A 21,907-nucleotide genomic window follows, 5' to 3' on the forward strand; every position below is an offset into this window, starting at 1 on the left:
AACCCCTCTTTGCCTGCCATCTAGCGAAAAACAGAAATGCAAAGAGGGATTTTTATTTGTAGAAATTAATAAATCTTAAATTCATACAATCTCAATTAGCGCTTCTCGAGGCGTGACAATAATACGAACCATAATTTCACCTCGGTTATAGATCAACACTATTACTGGGCATAGCGTTGCTGTATTACTTAATCGGAGTGCCAATCAAGAATTGTCTCTTATGTCGCTCTCGATACCTAATTCATGTTCAAGGCTTTCATATAATGCCAACAATGCGATCTTTCCATTACCTTTAGCTTAAAGCAGAGCCTTGTCTAAAGGCTCCACTTGCAGCTCATCATTTTTTCTTCCCTAAAAGACAACAGCCACTCACAAAGTGTTACTCAAAATAAGTGAACCGTTAACAAACATCACACGTATATGACACAAATCAAACATTAAACCTAAGCATTACAGTATAAAATTCGACCAGTTTTGTAGGAATATACCTACACGAATTCAGGGGAATACAGCTGTCTTACTGACGAAACACCCCAAGCGAGGAACTGTCATGTTTTTTACCAAGCCTAAAAAAGCCATCGAAGAAATCGATAATAAAAATGAAGGCGCTGCGTTTATTAAAGCCATGGAAAAATTTTGCGCCACTATTAGCTTTTCACCAGATGGCACAGTAATAGAGGCCAACTCACTATTTCTAAACACTGTAGGCTATTCACTGGAAGAAATACAAGGTCAAAAACACGCTCTATTCTGTCCAGCACAAATAACATCGAGCCAAGAATACAAACATTTTTGGGCAGATTTGGCGGCAGGAAAAAGTAAACAAGGTACATTCTTACGCATAGATAAAAATGGCTCAGATATTTGGCTTGAAGCCACCTACTTTCCAGTAGAGATAGAGGGCAAGATAACCAAAGTCATTAAAATTGCTTCCAATGTTACCCGCAACAAAATAATGGCAGATAGCCAAAATGCAGTATACAACGCGATAGATCGATCTTCTGCGACCATAGAATTCAAGCCCGACGGCACCATTATCACCGCTAATGATAACTTTATTACTACGATGGGATACCGCACTCAGAAAGACATTATTGGCCAACACCATAGTCAATTTTGCACACCTGAATTTTATCAAGAAAATCCTAATTTCTGGGCAGAGTTAGCTCATGGTGACTTTAAAACAGGGCAGTTTAAACGCATCAACAAACAAGGCAAAACTGTTTGGCTAGAAGCCAGCTACAACCCAATTTTCGATCAATTCGGCAAGGTCGCTAAGATACTTAAAGTGGCGTCAGATATTACCGAACGAGTAAACACACAACTGGCGATCCAAAATGCCGCTGAAATCGCACATTCAACTTCCATAGAGACAGCAAAAGTTTCTGAAAATGGTGCTGAAATATTACGCCGTACCGTTGATACTTCTAACAAAATCGTCTCCGATATTGAAGTGTCAACCGACCTTATTGAACAGCTAAATCATCAATCGGAAAGCATAGCAAAAATCGTTTTTTCCATTGGGTCAATTGCCGATCAAACCAATTTGTTAGCACTAAATGCAGCAATAGAAGCCGCTCGTGCTGGAGAAAATGGCCGAGGTTTTGCTGTTGTCGCCGATGAAGTTCGTACGCTCGCCGCCAGAACAAGCAAGTCAACCGTCGAAATTGAAGACATGGTTAAACAAAATAGTAATTTAACTCTGCAAGCAAAAACCAGTATGAGTAAAGTAAGTGAGTGTTCAAATGAGAACGCTCAATTAATTAATGAAGCATCAGGCATCATAGATGAAATATTAAAAGGAGCGAAACACGTTTCAAATACAGTGAGCAAGTTACTACATACAGAAAAGTAATTACCTCTCTTTAATTATAAAGGTAACTAACCGTTACATTTCAGGACAATTTTACCACATCATTACAAATGAACACCATTTATAGTCTGGTAATAAACTGAACAATTCTAGGGAGAAGAAGTAAATGTTTTTCATTAAGAAACAGACCGAAACAAAACCAATTAAATCTGTCGACAGCTCGGCAATAGACGCAATGAATAAATTCTGCGCTACCATTAGTTTCTTACCAGATGGCACAGTACTGGAAGCAAACTCATTGTTTCTTAATGCGGTTGGTTATTCTCTTCAAGAAATACAAGGACAAAAACATTCATTGCTTTGTCCGAGCCAAATTACATCTAGCCCAGATTACAAAAATTTTTGGTCAGACCTAGCCGCTGGCAAAAGCAAAGAAGGCACGTTTTTGCGTAAACACAAAAACGGCTCGCATGTTTGGCTTGAAGCAACTTACTTCCCTGTTGAAATAGATGGCACTGTTGTGAAAGTGATAAAAATTGCTTCCGATGTCACCCACGCTAAACTCATAGCAGACAGTCAGGTAGCGGTTTACAACGCCATTGATCGTTCATCGGCGACCATAGAATTTACACCAGATGGCACAGTTATCAACGCAAATGACAATTTTTTAATGGCGTTAGGTTATCAGTCCAAAAAAGAAATTGTTGGCCAACTACACCGTAAATTTTGCACGGAACAATTTTATCAAGACAATCCAAAATTTTGGGCCGAACTGGCTCGTGGTGACTTTAAAACAGGCCAATTTGAACGTGTTGGCAAGCAAGGTCAAACTGTTTGGTTAGAAGCTAGCTACAATCCTATTTTCGACCAATTTGGTAAAGTCGTTAAAGTACTCAAAGTCGCCTCAGACATCACAGAGCGCGTTAATATGCAGTTAGCCATTCAACGCGCGGCCGAAGTCGCTCACTCAACGTCAGTAGAAACCGCCCAAGTATCGGAAAATGGCGCGAAGATTTTACGTCGTACTGTCGAAACTTCTGACCAAATTGTTGCTGATGTTGAAGTCTCGACAGACCTTATAGAACAACTTAATCACCAGTCAGAAAGTATTGCAAAAATTGTGACTACCATTGGTTCGATTGCTGATCAAACGAACTTATTGGCGCTCAACGCCGCCATTGAAGCCGCCCGTGCAGGCGAACATGGTCGTGGTTTTGCAGTTGTTGCTGACGAAGTGCGAACGCTAGCGTCTCGAACCAGTAAATCTACCATTGAAATTGAAGACATGGTGGCACAAAACAGCAACTTAACTCGCCAAGCAAAAACCAGCATGAGCAAAGTAAGCGAACGCTCCAAAGAAAACGCGCAATTGATAGATGAAGCGTCTGGCATCATAGATGAAATTCTGAAAGGCGCGATACACGTTTCTAATACGGTTAATACACTTCTCAATATCGAGTAAAACAAGAACCCTGCGAAATCGGCTCTACACGTTCGATCACTTAAGTGATCGAACTTTTTCTACCTATTCTTAGAAAGATCTCGCGTTACGAGCCCATCAAATTTCTACGCTCTCCCTTATGTAAATAATTGTAAAAGAGAATAACTTTTCTGCTATATTTGCTCCCAGATTATTTGCGTATTAGCGCTAGAAAAAACGCGCAGAAATCAGCGCTTATTTAATATTTCTAGCATTTGATATTCAAAAAATTTATTAGAAAATAAAAAACCGTAACCACGTTTTTTGTTTTAAACCAAAGATACAAAATTGTCTTGAGAAGAGGTAAGAAATGCTAAAAGCAGTTTCAATAAGCCAAGCCATTAAAGGTACATTTAGTATCGCCTTGATTGGCATTCTAGGTTGCGGATTATATTTGATGATGGCGATAGGCGATGTCAGAAATCAATTTGAAACCGTTGTTAATCGCAATATGAGCCTAATGTCAGCGGTTTCCGATCTACGCTTTTATACCGTCTCATATCGTCGTTTTGCGTTAGATTACGGTTTAACAGAAGACCTGAAAGAACATCAGAAAATCATTCAAACCATTGCTTTTAATGACAAACACGTCGCTGAAACACAGAAGATCATGACGTCCCTCAGCGACACAGAAGTCATGCAGAGCTTTGTTAAAGAGTACAATGCCAATATTCAAAACTATCGCCGTATGCAAGAAAACTATATCGCCTTAATAGACCAGGGCGATATTGCAAAAGCACGTGCCACCATGCTTGGCCCGATGCTTGCTCCATTTAATGAAATCATTGACTCTCTAACGAAATTCCAGAATCACATAAAACAAAACGCCATAGAGATTGAAAAAACCGAGTCAGAAAACATTCAAAGCCTTATTTATATGACGTCTGCTTTGGGCATCATTTTATTGGTTTTCTTGATCATTTCCGCCCTAATCATCACTCGAAAAGTCACCGTGCCATTGGCCTTGTTAAGTAGGCAGATGGAAAAAGTCGCCAAAGGTGATCTCAGCACCCGCCTCGATTTGACTCAATTTAATCAAGACGAGATGGGCAGCGCTGCACAAACATTTTCCAGCATGGAAGCCGGCTTGACTAATCTGGTTGAGGAAATCATCGACAGCGTTAAAGCGCTTGACCGCACCACAATCTCTTTTAATACGCGTTTATCTGAAACGGCTAGCAATTTGGATATTCAGCGACATGAAATCTCCCTTATCGCATCAGCAACTGAACAAATGCAAGCTGGCTTAGAAGTGGTTGTAGAAAATATCAACCAAGCCTCTAACAGTGCGAGCGATGCCAGAACAGAAGCGGACAATACAAACAAATCGGTAAGCAGTGCGATTGAGCAAACTAAGCATTTAGCGGTATCCATCTCTGAAGCTGTGGAAGTGATTAATCAGTTGGGCAACGACAGTCAAGCCATCAGTACGGTTTCCGAAGTCATTGGAACCATCGCAGAACAAACTAACTTACTTGCTCTGAACGCGGCTATAGAAGCGGCACGAGCAGGCGAATCAGGACGAGGTTTTGCCGTGGTTGCCGATGAAGTTCGTCAACTGGCGCAGAAAACTCAAACATCTATCGGTCAAATCAATGACACAATCAATACTTTACAAGGTAATGCGCATAAAGCGAAAAATGTCATGGAAAGTAGCCAACAGCAGATGCAAATTGAGCTTGAGCATACTTTAGAGACAGGTCAATCTATTCAGCGTATTCTAAAAGCAACGAACAATATTGCCAGCATGAATGCCGAAATTGCGACTGCTTCAGAACATCAGAATACCGCAGCACGATCATTAAGTGACAGCATCGCAGCCATTCATACCGCATCTACAGAAATCAATGACAGCGCACAATTCACAAAAGAAGCGTCTAAAACGCTGAGTGATGAAAGCAAGCACCTTAAAACACTGGCGGATCGATTTACATTGAAAAGCAAATAACCAAAGTTGATTCATCAAGTAACATAGACAAAAAAATCCGCTGTCCTGTAAAGGCAGCGGATTTTTCGTTTTAATGGCTTAAAACCTAAAAAATTATTTCGGCATTTCATGCTCAAGCAATAAAAGGCCAGCACCCGTGTTGGAAATAGGCGCATGGTAATTACGATGCAGTTCGGTCACTTTACCGCGCAAAACGCCACGCATGGCGATCCACATGTTTAGCTCAACGGTTTGTGCGCCACCGATTTTAACCAAGTCCAAGTTGGAATATTTCGTTAAATCTTCAGGATCCGTTACCAACTTATCCATGCACTCAAGATCAAACTTGCGGTTAAGTGTACCAGCTGCCTCGCCATCTAATTGATGAGATAAACCGCCTGTACCAAAAATCGCCACTGTCATGTCTGAGTCAAAAGATTCAATTGCTTTACCGATCGCTTGGCCTAATGCATAACAACGTTTTGGCTGCGGCATTGGATGTTGTTCACAGTTAATGCAAACCGGAATAACTTTTACATGGCCGTAATCATTACCTGGCCACATCAAGCTCAGTGGCACAGTCAGACCGTGGTCGACTTTCATTTCTTGACAGATGGTCATATCAAAACCATCTTCCACTAAACTGTTCGCAATATGCCAAGACAGTTCAGATTCCCCAGTAATAGGTGGAATGGTCGCAATCCCCCAACCTTCGTCTGAATTGTGGTATTCATCCGCGACACCAATGGCAAATGTCGGTTTTTTGTCGATAAAAAACTCTAAACCATGATCGTTATAGAACAACACAATCACGTCGGGTTTCTTTTCATTTAACCATTTACGCACTGGCGGATAACCATCAAAAAAAGGTTTCCAATAAGGTGTTTCTTCTGCTTTATTTGCCATTGCGTTGGCAATTGCTGGAATATGCGACGTTGTTACTGCACCAATAATATTCGCCATTATTCTTCTCCTGCGCCACGTCTAACCAACATAGCTTTGAATTCGTCAAGACTCATGCCCGTTTGAATGGCGCCGATGTCTTGCATGTTAAGTTTAAGCAGGCCTGCGAACTTCGCGACATAATATATGCTGCCGCCTTGTTGCAATAAACCAATGATATCTCGCTCATGAATGGCTTTTATCTGCATATCGGTTAAACCAAACTTCGCACAATAAGCATCTGGATCTTTATTGAACTCATCACGAGCCGATTGCTCGTTGAAAGAGAAACACATTTTGTTCAATCCATAGCCTTTCTTTGCCATCTTGCCATCAAACAAGTAAGTCCCCGGAACGGGTTGAGTCGGATCGTTTGCAGTCATGGTAAACACCTTTTATTTTATTTATTGGTCTTTCGATTAAAACGTTATGACCAGTAAAGACGCATCGGATTATCCACCAACAAAGCGTGTTGTAGCTCTGGTGTTGGGGCGATATGAGGAATCACATCCACAAGATGACCATCATTTGGCGCTTCCACTTTCATGTTCGGATGTGGCCAATCTGTTCCCCACAATACACGATCTGAGAACTTCTCAACTAACGTGCGGGCAAAAGGATAAACATCAGAATAATCAGGCGCATGTTGAGTCAAACGTTCTGGGCAGCTCACCTTGCACCACACATTGTCGTTATCGGCCATGAAGTTAACAAAACGTTGGAAGTCTGGATGATCCACACCATTGGCAACATTTGGTGTTCCCATATGATCAACAACAATCGTGGTATTCAATTCTTTCAAAAAAGGAATCAAGTCTTCTAGATCTGCCGCTTCAAAGTACACAACAATGTGCCAACCGAAAGGACGGATCTTGTCAGCAATCGAGAAAAACACTTCTCTTGGTGTGCTGTCCACAAGACGTTTCACAAAGTTAAAGCGCACACCACGAATGCCCACAGCATGCATTTTTTCGATTTCTTCGTGAGTGATAGAGTCATCAACAAACGCAACACCACGGGCCAGATCACCCGCCGCTTCTAACGCGTCGATCAAAGCCGAGTTGTCGGTACTGTGGCAAGACGCTTGAACAATCACATTACGAGAAAAACCTAAATGATCACGCAAGGCAAACAACTGCTCTTTTGACGCATCGCAAGGCGTGTATTTGCGTTTTGGATGGTAGGGAAATTTATCCGCTGGTCCAAAAACGTGGCAATGCGCATCCACCGCACCCGCTGGTGCTTTGAAAGCGGGTTTGCTTGGAGCAGGATGAAATGGAATATAATCTTTGTCCATCATGTTCAAATACCTTTAAAAAATTCGTTATGCTAACAAAATCAGCGTATTAAAGACCGTTGCTATGAGCAAACACTTGCCCCTCAAACAATTTTCTCGCGGTACGTAAAATCGCCGCTGAGCCTAGATCGCCATTTTCTTGCTGATCTAAAATCACTGTCATCGCGCCAATCGGATGTTCAACATCCAAGGTCATACGAACCCCAGATTCAAACTTTGCCACTTCATTCGCAGGCGAGCCTTTCAAGACTGCCGCTGTCGCCACACTCACCGCACCCAAGACACCAATCGAGGCATGACAACGATGAGGAATGAAAGTACGAGTAGAAATAGCGCCGCCGTTCGTCGCGGCGCTCACCATGGTCACTTTAGGAACGGATTTTTCTTTCACGTCACCTAAATTCATCATAGGGCCAACTTGCAAGCGAATAGATTCTAGCTTGGCACGCAGCTCGTCATTGGCTTCAAGCTCTTCACGAGACTCAGTTCCCGTAATGCCCATATCCGCAGCGCGCATAATCACCACTGGCATGCCATTGTCGATGCAGGTTACTTCTATGCCATCAATCACATCAACTACATTACCCGTTGGTAACAAGGCACCACAGCTTGATCCTGCGGTATCTTGAAACACAATCGGCACTGCAGCCGAAAAACCAGGCACACCATCAATGCGAGCATCGCCTTCGTATTGCACTTCGCCGTCTTTTATCTCGACACGCGCCACCGCGATTTGACCGGTATTCTCCATAAAAATACGTACAGAGGTTTCGCCTTCTTTCGCCTCAACCAAGCCTCGTTCAATGGCAAACGGTGCAATACCCGCTAAGATATTGCCGCAGTTTTGCGCATCGGTCACAATCGCTTGATCAACAAATACCTGCAAAAACAAATAGTCCACATCGGCATCGTCGCGTTCGGATTTTTTCACCACAGCAACTTTTGATGCTAATGGATCTGCACCGCCAATGCCGTCGATCTGACGTTCATCTGGCGATCCCATCACGCGCAATAAAAACTGCGCGCGAGCATCAATATCAGTCGGTAAATCTGCGGCTAAGAAGTAAGCACCTTTTGACGTGCCGCCACGCATCCACATACAAGGCGCACTTTTTATAACGCCTGAATGTTCAGACATACTTCAAACCTTTCTCTTTTAGACGTGGGCGCATTTCATAAATGTCTAAGCCTAATTCGCCATTCGCCATTCGCACGCGTTTTGACTCTTCATTTGCCATGCGCTTACGGGACAATTCCAATACTTCATCCGCATTCTCACGACGTACAACCACCACGCCGTCATCGTCGGCCACAATCACATCACCTGGATTAACTAAAGCATCCGCGCAAACCATAGGCACGTTAACGGAACCAACGGTTTCTTTAATCGTACCTTCGGCAAAGACCGCTTTTGACCAAACAGGGAAGTTCATCTGACGAAGATCGCGAGTATCACGAACACCACCTTCGATAATCAAACCAACCACGCCACGAGATTGTGCCGATGTCGCTAACAAATCACCAAAAAAACCATGATTAGAAGGAGACGTTGGCGCAAACACCATGACATCGCCAGCTTTGCACTGCTCAATCGCCACGTGCATCATCCAGTTATCGCCAGCGGCGCCTGAAATAGTGATCGCGGATCCGGCAATGGTTTTGTCCATTTGAATGGGGCGCATGTAATGAGCAAGCAAGCCAACACGACCTTGAGACTCATGAATCGTCGCTACGCCACACTCCGCCAAACCATCGATTACCGCTTGGTCGGCACGTTCAATATTTTGTACTACTACATTATTTCGCATGATTCTTTTCTTCCCTTGTAATCGAAAGCCTTACGCTTTCAAACGACTAAATACGCGACGAGCATTACCTTCAAAGATAGCTTGTTTTTGCTCAGCGGATAACACCGTGTTGTTATCGATATAGCGTTTCGTATCGTCAAAATAATGACCAGTTTCTGGGTCAACGCCACGTACTGCACCAATCATTTCAGACGCAAACAAGATGTTCTTCGTTGGAATAATGTCTAATAGAAGATCAATACCGCGCTGATGGTAAACACAGGTATCAAAATAGATGTTGTTCAAAACGCGCTCGGCAAGATCAAAACCTTGATCTAATGCCATACCGCGGAAACGTCCCCAATGATAAGGCACTGCGCCACCACCATGAGGAATGATAATTTTTAATTCAGGGAAATCTTTAAATACGTCTGACATCATTAATTGCTGGAAGCCAGTGGTATCCGCACCTAAATAGTGTGAGCCTGTGGTGTGAAAACAGTCGTTACAGGCCGCGCTCACATGGATCATCGCAGGAATATCGTATTCACACATTTTTTCATAGATAGGATAGAAAGAGCGGTCCGCCAAAGACTTATCTTGCCAGTAACCGCCACTTGGATCTGGGTTCAAATTTATACCAATAAAGCCCATTTCTTCGACAGTACGAACGATCTCAGCAACCGATTTACCTGGGTCAACACCTGGCGATTGCGGCAATTGTGCAACAGGAGCAAAGTTCTCAGGAAAAAGATCACAAACACGGCGAATCAAATCGTTTTGATGTTCTGTCCAATATTGGCTGGTGTACTCATTACCAATATGGTGTCCCATCCAGCTGGCACGAGGAGAGAAGATAGTTAAGTCAGTGCCACGTTCTTGCTGTAAGCGCAGCTGATTATTGATGATACTGTCGCGAATTTCGTCATCGGAAACAATAACTTTACCTTTTTCACCAACAAAAGCCGGATCTTTAGCAACCTGTGCTTTTTGTTTATCGCGGTATTCACCCACGCCTGCTGGCGTAGTCGTATAATGTCCGTGGCAATCTATAATCATGTTACTACTCTCTATTCTTGTTTAAGGTAACAAACGCCGTTGAAAGAAGACTAGGTGTCGACACTAAGTCTTGCCTCTTTTTACAGTCATTCGATCATAATCTAAGGAAAGTATTCTTTATGTACGGACAATTTGGCTATTTCAATTTGGCCGAAAGAGTATTGCATTTTGAGATAGCGACTTTTTAATTTAGGTACAATGTAGATCTTATACCACCCGCTTTATTCGATAAAAGGTCGCTAAAAAGACATAAAAAAAGCCGCTAAAGCGACTTTTTAAAACGTATGTATTGGCGTTTAAAGTTGACTCAAAACGTATTCCGCTGAGCTCACTTTGTATTCACCCGGCTCATCCAACCATAACTGCTGCACAATACCGTTTGTCACTAACATGGCATATCGACGACTACGAATGCCCATCTTGGCTGCGGAGATATCCAACTCTAATCCCATTGAGCAAGTAAACTCTGCTAAACCATCAGAAGCCATGATTAGGTTTTCAGCATTATTTGCCTTGCCCCATGCATTCATTACAAAAACATCATTTACAGACAGACAAACTATCTCGTCAATTTCTTTTTCTTTCAAAGCATCAAAGTGCACAACAAATCCAGGTAAATGGCTTGCACTGCACGTTGGTGTAAAAGCACCAGGAACCGCAAACATCAATACAGTTTTGCCGGAAAAAAATTCTGTGACATCAATTGTCTCAGGCCCGTCTTCACCCATTACTTGAAATGAGCCATGAGGCAACATATCACCCATAAGAATCGACATAAACTTTATCTCCAAAGAATTAGGTTACCTTTATATTAACGCAACCTATCTTAAAAAAACCATCAAACAATCTTAAATTGGCTAAGTAGATGCTTCTGATGGGAGGCTAGCTTAGACAATCCTGCGCTGTCTTTCTCACTCTGATCAGAACCCTGTGCCGCTTGTTCAGACATCTCAGATATTTCTAATACATTTTGCTTAATTTCTTGGGCAACAGCAGATTGCTCTTCAGCGGCAGTGGCAATTTGGATACTTAGGTCTCGTATTTCAGCCATGCTGCTTTGCAATTCAACCAGTGACAATCCGACTGTGCGAGCTTCCTCAACACTAGAAGTAGCGCTTTTACGGCTCTCCTCCATGCTGCCAACGGTTTTTGTTACGCCTTGCTGTAATTGCGCAATAACATGCTGGATCTCTTCAGTTGAACTGTGAGTACGTGTTGCTAAAGTACGAACCTCATCTGCCACGACAGCAAAGCCTCGACCTTGCTCGCCAGCACGAGCCGCTTCGATCGCTGCATTCAGAGCCAACAAGTTCGTTTGCTCTGCAATTTCTTGAATAACATCCAAAATTCGATCTATGCTCTTGGAATGTTCATCAAGTTCATTTACCACCGCTGTCGATTCTTCTATTTGATCTAGAAGGTGTTCGATTTTGTGAATGTTGGCATCCATTTGCTCACGATTTTGATGAGCTCTTTGATCAACCGATTGGATCTGATGCAAAATCACCTCTGAGCTTTTCGCCACCTGATCAACCGTAGACACCATTTCCGACATAGAAGAAGCAACTTCGGTGGTTCGTTCATTCTGCGCGCCCATCAGGCGTTTAGAATCACTTGCTAAACGAACATTGATACCAGCAGACTCCGCCACTTCATTAGATGCCTGATCAATTTCAGACATAACCTTCTGTAATTTCGCCACCAGTCCGTTCACCCAAGTGGATAAATCTCCAAACTCATCCTTGGTTTTTACTGTACTGCGCTGTGTGAAGTCGCCATCCGAGATTTTACCTAATACAGCCATCACTTCTTTTAGCGGAAGGCGAATGCTTCGACTCACCCATAATGCCACCAACACAGCAATCACTATGGATATAACCAACACAACCTCGATAATAAGCGTTGATAATAATGCCGCATCTGCCGCTTCTTTTTTAGCATTAACGCCTATCAAAGCCGCTTCAGACAACAACTGCTGCACAGATGAATTTACCGCTTCCATACTATCTGATAACTGTTTCGCTAGTACTTCAGACTCTAGCTTCAAACGAGCATTCTCATAGAATTTTGCCACTACGCCATCATCAGACATCACACTGCCATCTATTTCACTGACTAAGTCATTAATGTTGTCATCATTCAAATAGGCTTGTTTGTCTTTTAAACTTGAAATAATAGAGGCCATGCCATTACGCAATTCCTGCATTTTATTCAAACTGCGCACATCAAAATAATCATTAATCGTCACTTGAAGACTTTCTACTTGGCTATGCATATACGAAGCAGCAAATTGGATTTCAGACGTATCACCATCTGTTACCAACATTCCCAAATCTTCGGCAGCAAAAGTAATCGCATCTTTTAAATCAAGCTTCTCATCAGGCACCACGGCTTGCAATTGCAACATGGTTTTATGATTAGAAAAGGCCACATCGGTGTAACCATAAAAGCGTTCTACTTCAGCATTAATGCTTTCAAGCGCTTGGGTCATCACAGGAAGATCCTGAAGTTGAGCAGACAACTGTTTAGAAACCTCGCTAAACTCTTGTTTATGTTCTAAAAATCGTGCAGATAATTCTTCCAACGAATCAGGATTTTTACTCAATAAATACTGTAAAACAGCAGCGTTAGCTAAACTAATATCTTCCTTTAGCGTATTACTGGTCGATGAGATATTGGCCACTTTCCCTGTAACAACGTTTAATCTATCTTCTATTTTGTTGATGCCTACAAATCCAGATGCGGCAATCATCAGCAAAAGTAGCAGTAAGATACCAAAGCCAAATAGAATCCTTTGAATAACGGACAACGACATAATCGACCTCTAAATTAAAGACCACTGTAAATTTTTTGTTTACCTATTCGGTAATAATGCATCTAAACTTACGGAAACTGACCAATCATATAGGAAAATAATAACAGTTTGCTTACAATTAACAGAACCATAAAACCTTAAAATTCACTTAATTTAAGCCATGTCTAATGCCCAAGAAGTCCACATAGATTTCTTTCAATCCTGCAATCTGGTAGATTGACTCACTCCCTTTTTGAATTCGAATTGCACTTTATGGATTGCCCCTTATACGAAAAAATTGCCAACCAAATTGAACATCAAGTTCATGAAGGTATTTTCTTACCAGGCGCAAAGATCCCATCGGTTCGTAAATCCAGCAAACAAATGGAAGTCAGTGTCGCCACCGTCCTACAAGCTTATAGTTTGCTAGAAGACAGAGGGGTCATAAAAGCCCGTCCTCAAAAAGGCTATTTTGTCCAAGAAACTCAACTCCAGCCAACAGAGCCAGCAAAAATTGAGCCGACTAAGAATGATGGTACAATTCACGCTCTGCTAAGGCGTTTACTCCACGTCTCACAAGACGACAATATCATGCAATTTGGCGCAGCTATCCCTAAAAGCCAATTTCTACCGATACGACAGCTGCAGCGCTCTGTCGGACGCCTGATGCGCTTAGAACCAGAAATATGTGCGGCTTATGAATTCACACCTGGATCGCTCAGCTTACGCCGTCAGATAGCCATTCGCATGCTCGACAGCGGCTGTCAGCTGCAACCCGACGACATTACTATTACTTTGGGTTGCCAAAACGCCTTGATGCTTTCGTTACAAGCTGTCGCAAAAGCGGGAGATACTATCGCCATAGAAAGCCCCGCTTATCATGGCGTATTACAAATCATTGAAGTATTGAACCTAAAAGCCGTTGAAATCCCCTGCTCCGCGGAAACGGGCATAGACTTAGATTTATTAGAAAATGCGGCCAAAGAATGGAATATCAAAGCCTGCGTAGTAACACCCAACAATCAAAACCCAATTGGCGCCACACTCAACCATCAAGCCAGACAACGCATCATCACTCAATCCGTTCAATATGGTTTCACCCTGATTGAAGACGATGTATATGGAGAGTTGAGTTATAAAGACAAACGCGAGCGATCTCTAAAAGCAGACGACAAACATAACACCGTCATCTACTGCAGCTCTTTTTCTAAGAGCATTGCTCCTGGGTTTCGCATCGGCTGGACTGTCGGCGGCCCATTTCAAAAGCAAATTGAGCATTATGCTTATGTCCAGTCCCTAGCAATTCCAACTTTGACGCAAACCGCCATTGCCAACTTTCTAGAAAACGGCGCCTATGACCGTCACTTACGAAAAACTCGACAGTCTTATCAAGACAATCTAGCGCGCTGTCAGGCGCTTATTCAAGAGCACTTTCCTGTAGGTACACAAACCTCTACACCTAAAGGTGGTTTTTTATTATGGGTCACCTTACCAGACACAATAGACGCCATGACACTTCATTCCCAAGCCTTAGAAATTGGCATCGGCTTGCTGCCGGGATTAGCGTTCGGTTTAACAGCACAATTTAGCCATCATTTCAGGCTAAATTATGCGCTAACTTGGGATAATAAAACCGACGCGGCACTAAAGGAACTCGGCAGGATTTGCCAACTGCAAACCAGCTGAGCTAGGCGAATCCAGTAATTTGAACCATACTAAATACAAAGCGCCACACTGGGCATTTTTGTATATAAGTAGAAGTTATGAACTTGCTCTTAGACATCCTAAAATTCATCTGTACAGACAGAGCAAAAAGCGTACAATTCGCATTCTTTTTTAAACACTCTGCCTTCTTGGCCGATAACATGAATATCTGAAATAGTAGCTGGCTTGTTGCGATGGAATTTGTTGCACATCCGAGAGACCTTCCGTTAGACATTACGCTAATAGAAGATCAGCCCTTTCCTCAAATTACTGAAGATAGAGCTGGGTTTGTCGGTATCACATATGTCACCCTTCGTCCTTTTGATAATGGACGCTCGGTAAGAATTACATTGGAAGAGATAGACCCCAATTTTTGCGTGTCTGGCCGTATCGCTTGGTGCACTAAAGAAACGGACGGCTACCATATCGCCATTGAGTTTCCTACCAAAGAAGAGTGTTACTGTGTTCGCATGATCGAACAACTCTCACAGATAGAACACTATCGACGCCAAGCAAAAACCGAAGGACGACGACTCAACTACAATGAAGCCGCTGCCGAATGGATACAAAAATTCGCCGCCAGTTTCCCTGCGTTTACTATTTAATTCTTCTCTTTTAGAAGACACAATTCAATAAGACATTATGACAACAACACTTTCTCAGCGTGATATTGATATCATCACAACACAGCTCGGACGCCCTCCAAGCGGCATTAGTGCCATTGCCCATTATTCGCCTAACGGTATTCCCCAAGTGTTGGAAATGGAAACTTGGGTATTCGACCAGCCATTCCCTACGCTTTATTGGCTTTCCAGCAAAGCCATCGACAAAGCGTTAGCAAAAATAGAAAGCCACGGTGTTGTAAAAGAACTTGAACAACGCATCAAAGACGACGAAACATTGCGCGAAGCACATCATGCCTCGCACCGCAATTACATCGCAAGACGTTGGGAAGTCATGAGTGCAAAACACAAAGCCATTATTGAAGAGAAAGGCTTCAAGCCTCTTTTTGATAAGCTAGGAATCGGCGGTATTGCCAATTGGGATCAAGTACGATGCTTACACATGCAATATGCGCATCACCTTGCTGGCAACAATGTTATCGGCCGAATTCTTGACGAAGAATATGACATGAAAGCCATCGCTGACGCAGAATAACTTAGAGCAAAAAACGATCATAAAAAAGGGGAAGACCTATCATGTCGTTCCCCGAGACTGTAACTAATTTTGTGTAACTACCTATCACAACATATTCTATAGAGAATTAAGGATAGGTAGATGCAAATGAACCAAAAAGAACTGGAAGCCTTCGCAAAAGAAGCCGCCAAAGGCATTAAAACGCCTGAGGATCTTAACGAATTTAGCCAAATGCTGAAGAAGATTACCGTTGAGGCGGCCTTGAATGCAGAGATGGATGAGCATCTGGGTTACGAGAGACATCAAAAATCCTCGTCAACCAACAGTCGTAATGGTAAGAACAGTAAGCGTATTAAGACGGAAGATGGTGAGTTTGAACTGGATACGCCTCGTGACCGCGAAGGTTCTTTTGAACCAAAGCTGGTCAAAAAGCACCAATCCCGCTTTACTTCCATGGACGATAAAATCCTATGGCTCTACGCGCAAGGTATGAGCACCCGAGACATCGTCAATGCCTTCGATGAATGGTACGGTGCTGAGATATCTCCGACACTGGTATCACGTGTTACCAACGCGGTGATCGAGCAAGTAACTGAATGGCAAGCACGCCCCTTGGATGCCATCTATCCCATTGTGTATCTTGATTGTATTGTGTTGAAAATCCGCCAAGATAAGCGTGTTATCAATAAATCGATTTTCTTGGCACTCGGTATCAACACCGACGGTCATAAAGAACTCATGGGCATGTGGATTGCTGAGAACGAAGGGGCTAAGTTCTGGCTAAACGTCCTCACTGAGCTTCAGCAGCGTGGTGTAGAAGATATTCTCATCGCTTGTGTTGATGGTCTAAAAGGCTTCCCAGAAGCCATCAATGCCGTTTTCCCACAAACCAGCATTCAACTGTGTATCGTGCATATGGTACGCAACTCATTGAAGTATGTATCATGGAAAGACTACAAAGCGGTGACGGCGGACTTAAAGCAAGTTTACCGCTCTGCAACGGAAGAAGAAGCCTTGTTGGAGTTAGATCGTTTCGCAGGCGTCTGGGACGATCAATACCCGCAAATCACCAAATCGTGGCGCAATCACTGGCATAATCTTAATACACTGTTTAGTTACCCTGACGATATCCGCAAAGCGATCTACACAACGAACGCTATTGAATCACTGAACAGTGTCATCCGTAGAGCCATTAAAAAACGTAAAGTCTTCCCAAGCGACGATTCTGCGAGGAAAATGGTTTATCTTGCCATTAGAGAGGCCAGTAAAAAATGGACAATGCCCATTCAAAACTGGCGCCAAGCGATGAGTCGATTTATTATTGAGTTCGAGGAGCGACTCGAAAAGCACCTTAACTAAATGGTAGTTACACAGAATCTGTTACAGGGTCCGTTCCCCTTTTTCTTTATAAACTCTAGGCTTAAAACAAATATCTATTTCAAGCTTTTTAGCGCCGCCCTTAATTCATCAGCGGTTTCGACTTTTGGCAGCACGTCACGGATACGATTGAACGCAGCCTGAGCAACAGCAGCACGCTGGGCATAGGTCGTCAGTGCGCCGCCCGTCCAACCAGCTAACTTCACCATTTCATTTTTAAAGTTATTACCACCAACACCATGTCCACCTAGCGACATCAAAGCATCTTCAATTTCTAAATAGCTTGGACGCTCTCCACCAAACTTCATAAAATCATCTTGCTGTACTTCGGCAAACTGTTTCGACATTCTCTAAACCCTTTGTGAAAAAACATCCTTTGTTAAAGTTAGCTATTTTTGCCTTCCCGCACAAGACAAAGCATGTATCAAATCGTAAAAATTAGTCTCGAGTACGGACACGATCCACAGCTTTCTGCCAACCTTGATACAATTTATCGCCTGTGCCTTTGGCCATTGAGGGCTCAAAAGACTTATCTGCTTTCCACAAGACTTCAATATCATCCAGAGACTGATAAAGACCAACTTGCAAACCAGCCAGAAATGCAGCGCCTAATGCCGTGGTTTCCGTCACGCAAGAACGCTCTACCGTGATTTCTAACAAATCACTTAAGAACTGCACCATGACATCATTTATCACCATTCCACCATCGACGCGTAAAGAGCTGAAAGTGGCACCATCTTGCGCCATCGCACCAACTAAATCTTTTGTCTGATAACACACAGAACGCAAACCAGCACTCACAATATCCGCAACACTAGTATCACGCGTTAAGCCAATCATGGCGCCACGAGCATCAGGATCCCAATATGGCGCACCTAATCCGGTAAACGCAGGCACTAAATAAACAGAATCATCATTTAACGCTTGTTTAGCCAGACTTTGTGTTTCTTTTGCATCAGCAAATAACTTCAAGCCATCTCGTAGCCATTGAATGGCGGCTCCAGCCACAAAAATACTGCCTTCTAGCGCATAGGTGACTTTACCGTTTAGACGATAACCCACTGTCGTAAGCAACTTATGCTCAGACCGTATGGCTTTATCACCGGTATTCAGAATCATGAAACAACCCGTGCCATAAGTGCTTTTTACCATCCCAGGCGTAAAACATGCTTGCCCAATTAAAGCAGCCTGTTGGTCACCTGCGATACCACTCACTGATATTTCAGCCCCCAGCCACGAAGCATCAATAACACCAAAGTCAGCACTACAATCCATCACTTCAGGAAACAATACATCGCCGATTCCTAACAACTCAATCAGCTCATCATCCCATTCTTGCGTATGAATATTGAACGCCATCGTACGAGCCGCATTTGTCGCATCGGTTTTATGGGATTTTCCATTGGTTAATCGCCACAATAAAAAACTATCGACCGTACCGAAGGCCAAACGACCTGCTTGGGCTTTTTCGCGTGCACCATCGACATTGTCTAAAATCCAACGAATTTTTGTGGCAGAAAAATACGGATCGATTAATAGACCGGTTTTTTCTTGTACTTTTTCACCCAAACCTTGATCACTTAATGACTGACAAAACCCACTGGTACGTCGATCCTGCCAAACAATCGCGTTATAAACTGGCTTACCTGTTTCCGTATCCCATAAAATGGTCGTTTCACGTTGATTGGTGATACCTATGGTTGCTATCGCTTGTGCATCGATCCCTGTATCCTTGAGAACAGAGCGACACACAGCTAGAGTAGACGACCAAATATCTTCAGGATCATGCTCAACCCAGCCATCATCAGGGAAAATTTGCGGGAACTCTTGCTGAGATTGGCCAACACGAGCGCCTTTTTCATCGAATAAAATAGCCCGTGAACTGGTGGTGCCTTGATCAATAGCCAGAATATAATGCGTCATAGTGAATTCTCTTTGAAATCACAGCCACTCAAAAAGTAAGCGGCTTAATTGTTTTTTGTTTTTTGAACATGAATATTCAAATACGAATATTCCCTATTTAAAACCAATGCGCACTCGTTTAGCAAGCCTCGTTTAACAAGTAATGTCTTTTATCAGGAGAAGAAAACAAGATGGGTCAACTCTCTCGCCAAGACAATATTGTCGCCATAGTGAAGGAAAAGGGTTATGTGACAATCGATGAACTGGCCAGCCAATTTGCCGTCACACCGCAGACCATTCGCCGTGATATTAATGAGTTGGCAAAGGCGGATCAAATACGCAGACACCACGGAGGCGCGAGTTACGATTCCAGTACAACCAACGTGGCTTATGCGACCCGACAAATTTTGCAACTGCCAGCAAAAGAACAAATAGCCAAACGCATCGCAGCCGAAATTCCCAACCACGCCTCTTTGTTTATCAACATTGGTACCACAACAGAAACCGTTGCACGGGAACTCCTCAACCACCAAGGCTTGCAAGTTATCACCAATAACCTCAATGTGGCTGCGATTTTAAGCGGAAAAGAAGACTTTACCGTAATTATTGCCGGCGGCACGGTTCGCTCACGAGACGGCGGTGTTATGGGTGAAGCGACAATCGACTTCATCAACCAATTTCGTGTTGACTTTGGCATTATCGGCATCAGCGGTATTGACCCTAACGATGGCTCACTACTGGATTACGATTACCAAGAAGTTCGAGTAGCGCAAAGTATCATCAATAACTCGCGTACCGTTTTCCTCGCGGCTGACAGCGCAAAATTCGGTCGTAATGCGGTTGTTCGCTTAGGCAATATTACCCAAGTGGATCGACTCTTTACTGATGAGCAACCACCAAAAGCCATCATCAAGCTAATGCAAGAACACAAAGTTCGATTAGAAATCTGCACGCCCAAGTAACCCTTGGGCGCGGCATTATTACTGTAATCTCCTTAGTTGACTCCAGCCTCCTCCCCTTCTTAAAACTCTAAAATGATCAAATATTCACCAAAACTTCACAAAGCATTGTTGTCATAATCGTTTTAGAGGTTTACTATCGAACACAAATGTTCATTTTCGAACATAAACATTCGCATTTTTAATCGTGAGGCTTAGTATGAATCACTCCCATTTTGACCTATTTGTTGTTGGCGGCGGCATTAACGGCACCGGAATAGCCGCTGATGCAGCAGGACGAGGCCTAAATGTTGGTCTTTGCGAAATGGGAGATTTGGCTCATGCGACCTCATCATCGAGTAGTAAATTAATCCACGGCGGTTTGCGCTATTTAGAACATTACGAATTTCGCCTTGTCAAAGAAGCCCTAACAGAACGTGAAGTATTACTAAAAGTCGCTCCTCATCTTGTCACGCCGATGCGCTTTCAAATGCCTCACAGACCGCACCTACGTCCAGCTTGGCTAATTCGTATTGGCTTGTTCCTTTACGACAATCTAGGTAAACGCGACACACTTTTAGGTTCAAAAGGCGTTAAGTACGGTTCAGACAGCCCGCTAAAAGACGATATCAAACAAGGTTTTGAATACTCAGACTGCTGGGTGGATGATGCTCGTTTAGTGGTAACCAATGCGCTTAGCGCTCAACAAAATGGCGCATCTATTTTTGCTCGCACTCGTTGCACTTCTGCCAAACGTATCGACAACCAATGGCACATCAGCCTAGAAGATCAAATCACCAAAGAAACTCATGAAATCACAGCCAACGCTTTGGTCAATGCTGCTGGCCCTTGGGTGTCTTCATTTATCGAAACGAAACTAGAGCAAAAATCCCCCTACGGCATTCGCATGATCAAAGGTAGTCACATTGTTGTGCCGAAACTGTATCAGCATTCAAACGCCTTCATTATGCAAAACACCGACAAACGTATCGTTTTCGCGATCCCTTACCGTGAACATTACACCCTGTTAGGTACAACCGATGTGGAATACAAAGGCAACCCAAATGACGTGGCTATTTCCGAAGAGGAAACTCAGTACATTTTAAAAGTCGCGAATGATCACTTCAAAAAAACACTCTCGCCAGCGGATGTAGTCTGGAGCTATTCAGGCGTGAGACCGTTATTGGAAGATGAATCCTCAGATCCATCAGCCGTGACACGTGATTACACATTGCACCTTTATGACCAAAATCATAAGGCACCGCTACTAAGTATCTTTGGCGGAAAAATCACTACATACCGTAAATTAGCATTGTCTGCGATGAAAAAGCTTACCCCCTACTTTGATAACCTTGGGGACGAATGGACACACAGCAAACCATTACCAGGTGGTGACTTAGGCATGTCTCTTGATGGTTTTACGATGAAGTTACAGCAAGATTATCCTTTTATCGGTGCACATCTTGCTCATCGTTTTGCCAATAGCTACGGAACGCTAACCCATACATTGTTAAATAAAGCCCATTCAGAGAGCGACCTTGGCCAGCACTTTGGCAATCAGCTTTATCAAGTGGAAGTGGATTATTTGATCAAGCACGAATGGGCACATTCAGCAGAAGATATTCTATGGCGTAGAACTAAGCTTGGCCTTGAATTCACTCCGAATCAAGTAAGCACTCTCGAAAGCTACATCCAAACAAAAATTTAATTTAGTTCGATAAAATACTCTACTATTACTACTCATTAGCCC

General features: G+C 43.1%; 19 protein-coding genes. 9 read left to right on the forward strand and 10 right to left on the reverse strand.

Annotated features, from left to right (window positions below):
- Nucleotides 1-550: 550 nt before the first annotated feature.
- The 3 genes from ACO05V_RS21835 (at nt 551) to ACO05V_RS21845 (ending at nt 5,241) form a co-directional block, all read left to right on the forward strand.
- A complete protein-coding gene (locus tag ACO05V_RS21835) occupies nt 551-1,855 on the forward strand; it encodes a methyl-accepting chemotaxis protein (protein WP_421856649.1) in 1,305 nt (434 codons plus the stop codon).
- 124 nt (nt 1,856-1,979) lie between these two features.
- Nucleotides 1,980-3,275, forward strand: coding sequence for a methyl-accepting chemotaxis protein (locus tag ACO05V_RS21840; RefSeq protein ID WP_421856652.1), 1,296 nt, complete (start codon nt 1,980-1,982; stop codon nt 3,273-3,275).
- Nucleotides 3,276-3,603: 328 nt separating this feature from the next.
- A complete protein-coding gene (locus ACO05V_RS21845) occupies nt 3,604-5,241 on the forward strand; it encodes a methyl-accepting chemotaxis protein (RefSeq protein WP_421856655.1) in 1,638 nt (545 codons plus the stop codon).
- A gap of 93 nt (nt 5,242-5,334) precedes the next feature.
- Here the strand turns inward: ACO05V_RS21845 and ACO05V_RS21850 are convergent, their stop codons facing one another.
- The 8 genes from ACO05V_RS21850 to ACO05V_RS21885 form a co-directional block, all read right to left on the reverse strand.
- A complete protein-coding gene (locus ACO05V_RS21850) occupies nt 5,335-6,183 on the reverse strand; it encodes a class III extradiol dioxygenase family protein (RefSeq protein WP_421856658.1) in 849 nt (282 codons plus the stop codon).
- Entirely contained in the window at nt 6,183-6,545 is a 363-nt protein-coding gene (locus ACO05V_RS21855; protein ID WP_421856661.1) for a protocatechuate 4,5-dioxygenase subunit alpha, read from the reverse strand. Before ACO05V_RS21855 ends, ACO05V_RS21850 begins: the two co-directional genes overlap by 1 nt.
- A gap of 44 nt (nt 6,546-6,589) precedes the next feature.
- Nucleotides 6,590-7,462: an amidohydrolase family protein gene (locus ACO05V_RS21860; protein ID WP_421856664.1), complete on the reverse strand. Its 873-nt coding sequence runs from the start codon at nt 7,460-7,462 to the stop codon at nt 6,590-6,592.
- Between the two features lie 46 nt (nt 7,463-7,508).
- Nucleotides 7,509-8,597, reverse strand: coding sequence for a 4-oxalomesaconate tautomerase (locus ACO05V_RS21865; protein WP_421856667.1), 1,089 nt, complete (start codon nt 8,595-8,597; stop codon nt 7,509-7,511).
- Complete coding sequence (locus ACO05V_RS21870) at nt 8,590-9,267, reverse strand: 4-carboxy-4-hydroxy-2-oxoadipate aldolase/oxaloacetate decarboxylase (protein WP_421856670.1); 678 nt, start codon at nt 9,265-9,267, stop codon at nt 8,590-8,592. The genes ACO05V_RS21865 and ACO05V_RS21870 overlap by 8 nt, the downstream gene beginning before the upstream one ends.
- 30 nt (nt 9,268-9,297) lie before the next feature.
- A complete protein-coding gene (locus ACO05V_RS21875; protein ID WP_072840176.1) occupies nt 9,298-10,305 on the reverse strand; it encodes an amidohydrolase family protein in 1,008 nt (335 codons plus the stop codon).
- Between the two features lie 296 nt (nt 10,306-10,601).
- A complete protein-coding gene (locus ACO05V_RS21880) occupies nt 10,602-11,081 on the reverse strand; it encodes a peroxiredoxin (protein WP_421856673.1) in 480 nt (159 codons plus the stop codon).
- Between the two features lie 62 nt (nt 11,082-11,143).
- Nucleotides 11,144-13,120: a methyl-accepting chemotaxis protein gene (locus ACO05V_RS21885; RefSeq protein WP_421856676.1), complete on the reverse strand. Its 1,977-nt coding sequence runs from the start codon at nt 13,118-13,120 to the stop codon at nt 11,144-11,146.
- A 252-nt stretch (nt 13,121-13,372) separates the two neighbouring features.
- Here ACO05V_RS21885 and ACO05V_RS21890 point away from each other — a divergent pair, with 252 nt between their 5' ends.
- The 4 genes from ACO05V_RS21890 (at nt 13,373) to ACO05V_RS21905 (ending at nt 17,299) form a co-directional block, all read left to right on the forward strand.
- The gene (locus tag ACO05V_RS21890) at nt 13,373-14,785 is read left to right on the forward strand and encodes a PLP-dependent aminotransferase family protein (RefSeq protein WP_421856679.1); all 1,413 of its coding nucleotides are present in this window, start codon (nt 13,373-13,375) and stop codon (nt 14,783-14,785) included.
- 212 nt (nt 14,786-14,997) lie between these two features.
- The gene (locus tag ACO05V_RS21895) at nt 14,998-15,408 is read left to right on the forward strand and encodes an energy transducer TonB (protein ID WP_421856682.1); all 411 of its coding nucleotides are present in this window, start codon (nt 14,998-15,000) and stop codon (nt 15,406-15,408) included.
- 37 nt (nt 15,409-15,445) lie between these two features.
- On the forward strand, nt 15,446-15,961 hold the full coding sequence (locus tag ACO05V_RS21900; protein WP_421856685.1) for a DUF501 domain-containing protein: 516 nt from the start codon (nt 15,446-15,448) through the stop codon (nt 15,959-15,961).
- 126 nt (nt 15,962-16,087) lie between these two features.
- The gene (locus ACO05V_RS21905; RefSeq protein WP_338269659.1) at nt 16,088-17,299 is read left to right on the forward strand and encodes an IS256 family transposase; all 1,212 of its coding nucleotides are present in this window, start codon (nt 16,088-16,090) and stop codon (nt 17,297-17,299) included.
- Nucleotides 17,300-17,373: 74 nt separating this feature from the next.
- Here ACO05V_RS21905 and ACO05V_RS21910 read toward each other — a convergent pair whose 3' ends face one another.
- Both ACO05V_RS21910 and glpK read right to left on the reverse strand, forming a co-directional pair.
- Complete coding sequence (locus ACO05V_RS21910; protein ID WP_421856688.1) at nt 17,374-17,664, reverse strand: hypothetical protein; 291 nt, start codon at nt 17,662-17,664, stop codon at nt 17,374-17,376.
- Between the two features lie 91 nt (nt 17,665-17,755).
- Nucleotides 17,756-19,240: a glycerol kinase GlpK gene (gene glpK / locus ACO05V_RS21915; protein ID WP_421856691.1), complete on the reverse strand. Its 1,485-nt coding sequence runs from the start codon at nt 19,238-19,240 to the stop codon at nt 17,756-17,758.
- Between the two features lie 170 nt (nt 19,241-19,410).
- On the opposite strand from glpK, the gene ACO05V_RS21920 reads away from it, so the two are divergent.
- Both ACO05V_RS21920 and glpD read left to right on the forward strand, forming a co-directional pair.
- Nucleotides 19,411-20,181: a DeoR/GlpR family transcriptional regulator gene (locus ACO05V_RS21920; protein WP_421856694.1), complete on the forward strand. Its 771-nt coding sequence runs from the start codon at nt 19,411-19,413 to the stop codon at nt 20,179-20,181.
- Nucleotides 20,182-20,377: 196 nt separating this feature from the next.
- Nucleotides 20,378-21,865 (forward strand): glycerol-3-phosphate dehydrogenase, encoded by a 1,488-nt coding sequence (gene glpD, locus ACO05V_RS21925; RefSeq protein WP_421856697.1) that lies wholly within the window; start codon nt 20,378-20,380, stop codon nt 21,863-21,865.
- Nucleotides 21,866-21,907: the final 42 nt, after the last annotated feature.

Source organism: Marinomonas sp., assembly GCF_965225885.1.
Taxonomy (GTDB): Bacteria; Pseudomonadota; Gammaproteobacteria; order Pseudomonadales; family Marinomonadaceae; genus Marinomonas.

Coding starts and splice junctions, on each gene's coding strand:
- ACO05V_RS21835 (WP_421856649.1), top strand. CDS start 551: ATGTTTTTTACCAAGCCTAAAAAAGCCATCGAAGAAATCGATAATAAA.
- ACO05V_RS21840 (WP_421856652.1), top strand. CDS start 1,980: ATGTTTTTCATTAAGAAACAGACCGAAACAAAACCAATTAAATCTGTC.
- ACO05V_RS21845 (WP_421856655.1), top strand. CDS start 3,604: ATGCTAAAAGCAGTTTCAATAAGCCAAGCCATTAAAGGTACATTTAGT.
- ACO05V_RS21850 (WP_421856658.1), bottom strand. CDS start 6,183: ATGGCGAATATTATTGGTGCAGTAACAACGTCGCATATTCCAGCAATT.
- ACO05V_RS21855 (WP_421856661.1), bottom strand. CDS start 6,545: ATGACTGCAAACGATCCGACTCAACCCGTTCCGGGGACTTACTTGTTT.
- ACO05V_RS21860 (WP_421856664.1), bottom strand. CDS start 7,462: ATGATGGACAAAGATTATATTCCATTTCATCCTGCTCCAAGCAAACCC.
- ACO05V_RS21865 (WP_421856667.1), bottom strand. CDS start 8,597: ATGTCTGAACATTCAGGCGTTATAAAAAGTGCGCCTTGTATGTGGATG.
- ACO05V_RS21870 (WP_421856670.1), bottom strand. CDS start 9,267: ATGCGAAATAATGTAGTAGTACAAAATATTGAACGTGCCGACCAAGCG.
- ACO05V_RS21875 (WP_072840176.1), bottom strand. CDS start 10,305: ATGATTATAGATTGCCACGGACATTATACGACTACGCCAGCAGGCGTG.
- ACO05V_RS21880 (WP_421856673.1), bottom strand. CDS start 11,081: ATGTCGATTCTTATGGGTGATATGTTGCCTCATGGCTCATTTCAAGTA.
- ACO05V_RS21885 (WP_421856676.1), bottom strand. CDS start 13,120: ATGTCGTTGTCCGTTATTCAAAGGATTCTATTTGGCTTTGGTATCTTA.
- ACO05V_RS21890 (WP_421856679.1), top strand. CDS start 13,373: ATGGATTGCCCCTTATACGAAAAAATTGCCAACCAAATTGAACATCAA.
- ACO05V_RS21895 (WP_421856682.1), top strand. CDS start 14,998: ATGGAATTTGTTGCACATCCGAGAGACCTTCCGTTAGACATTACGCTA.
- ACO05V_RS21900 (WP_421856685.1), top strand. CDS start 15,446: ATGACAACAACACTTTCTCAGCGTGATATTGATATCATCACAACACAG.
- ACO05V_RS21905 (WP_338269659.1), top strand. CDS start 16,088: ATGAACCAAAAAGAACTGGAAGCCTTCGCAAAAGAAGCCGCCAAAGGC.
- ACO05V_RS21910 (WP_421856688.1), bottom strand. CDS start 17,664: ATGTCGAAACAGTTTGCCGAAGTACAGCAAGATGATTTTATGAAGTTT.
- glpK (WP_421856691.1), bottom strand. CDS start 19,240: ATGACGCATTATATTCTGGCTATTGATCAAGGCACCACCAGTTCACGG.
- ACO05V_RS21920 (WP_421856694.1), top strand. CDS start 19,411: ATGGGTCAACTCTCTCGCCAAGACAATATTGTCGCCATAGTGAAGGAA.
- glpD (WP_421856697.1), top strand. CDS start 20,378: ATGAATCACTCCCATTTTGACCTATTTGTTGTTGGCGGCGGCATTAAC.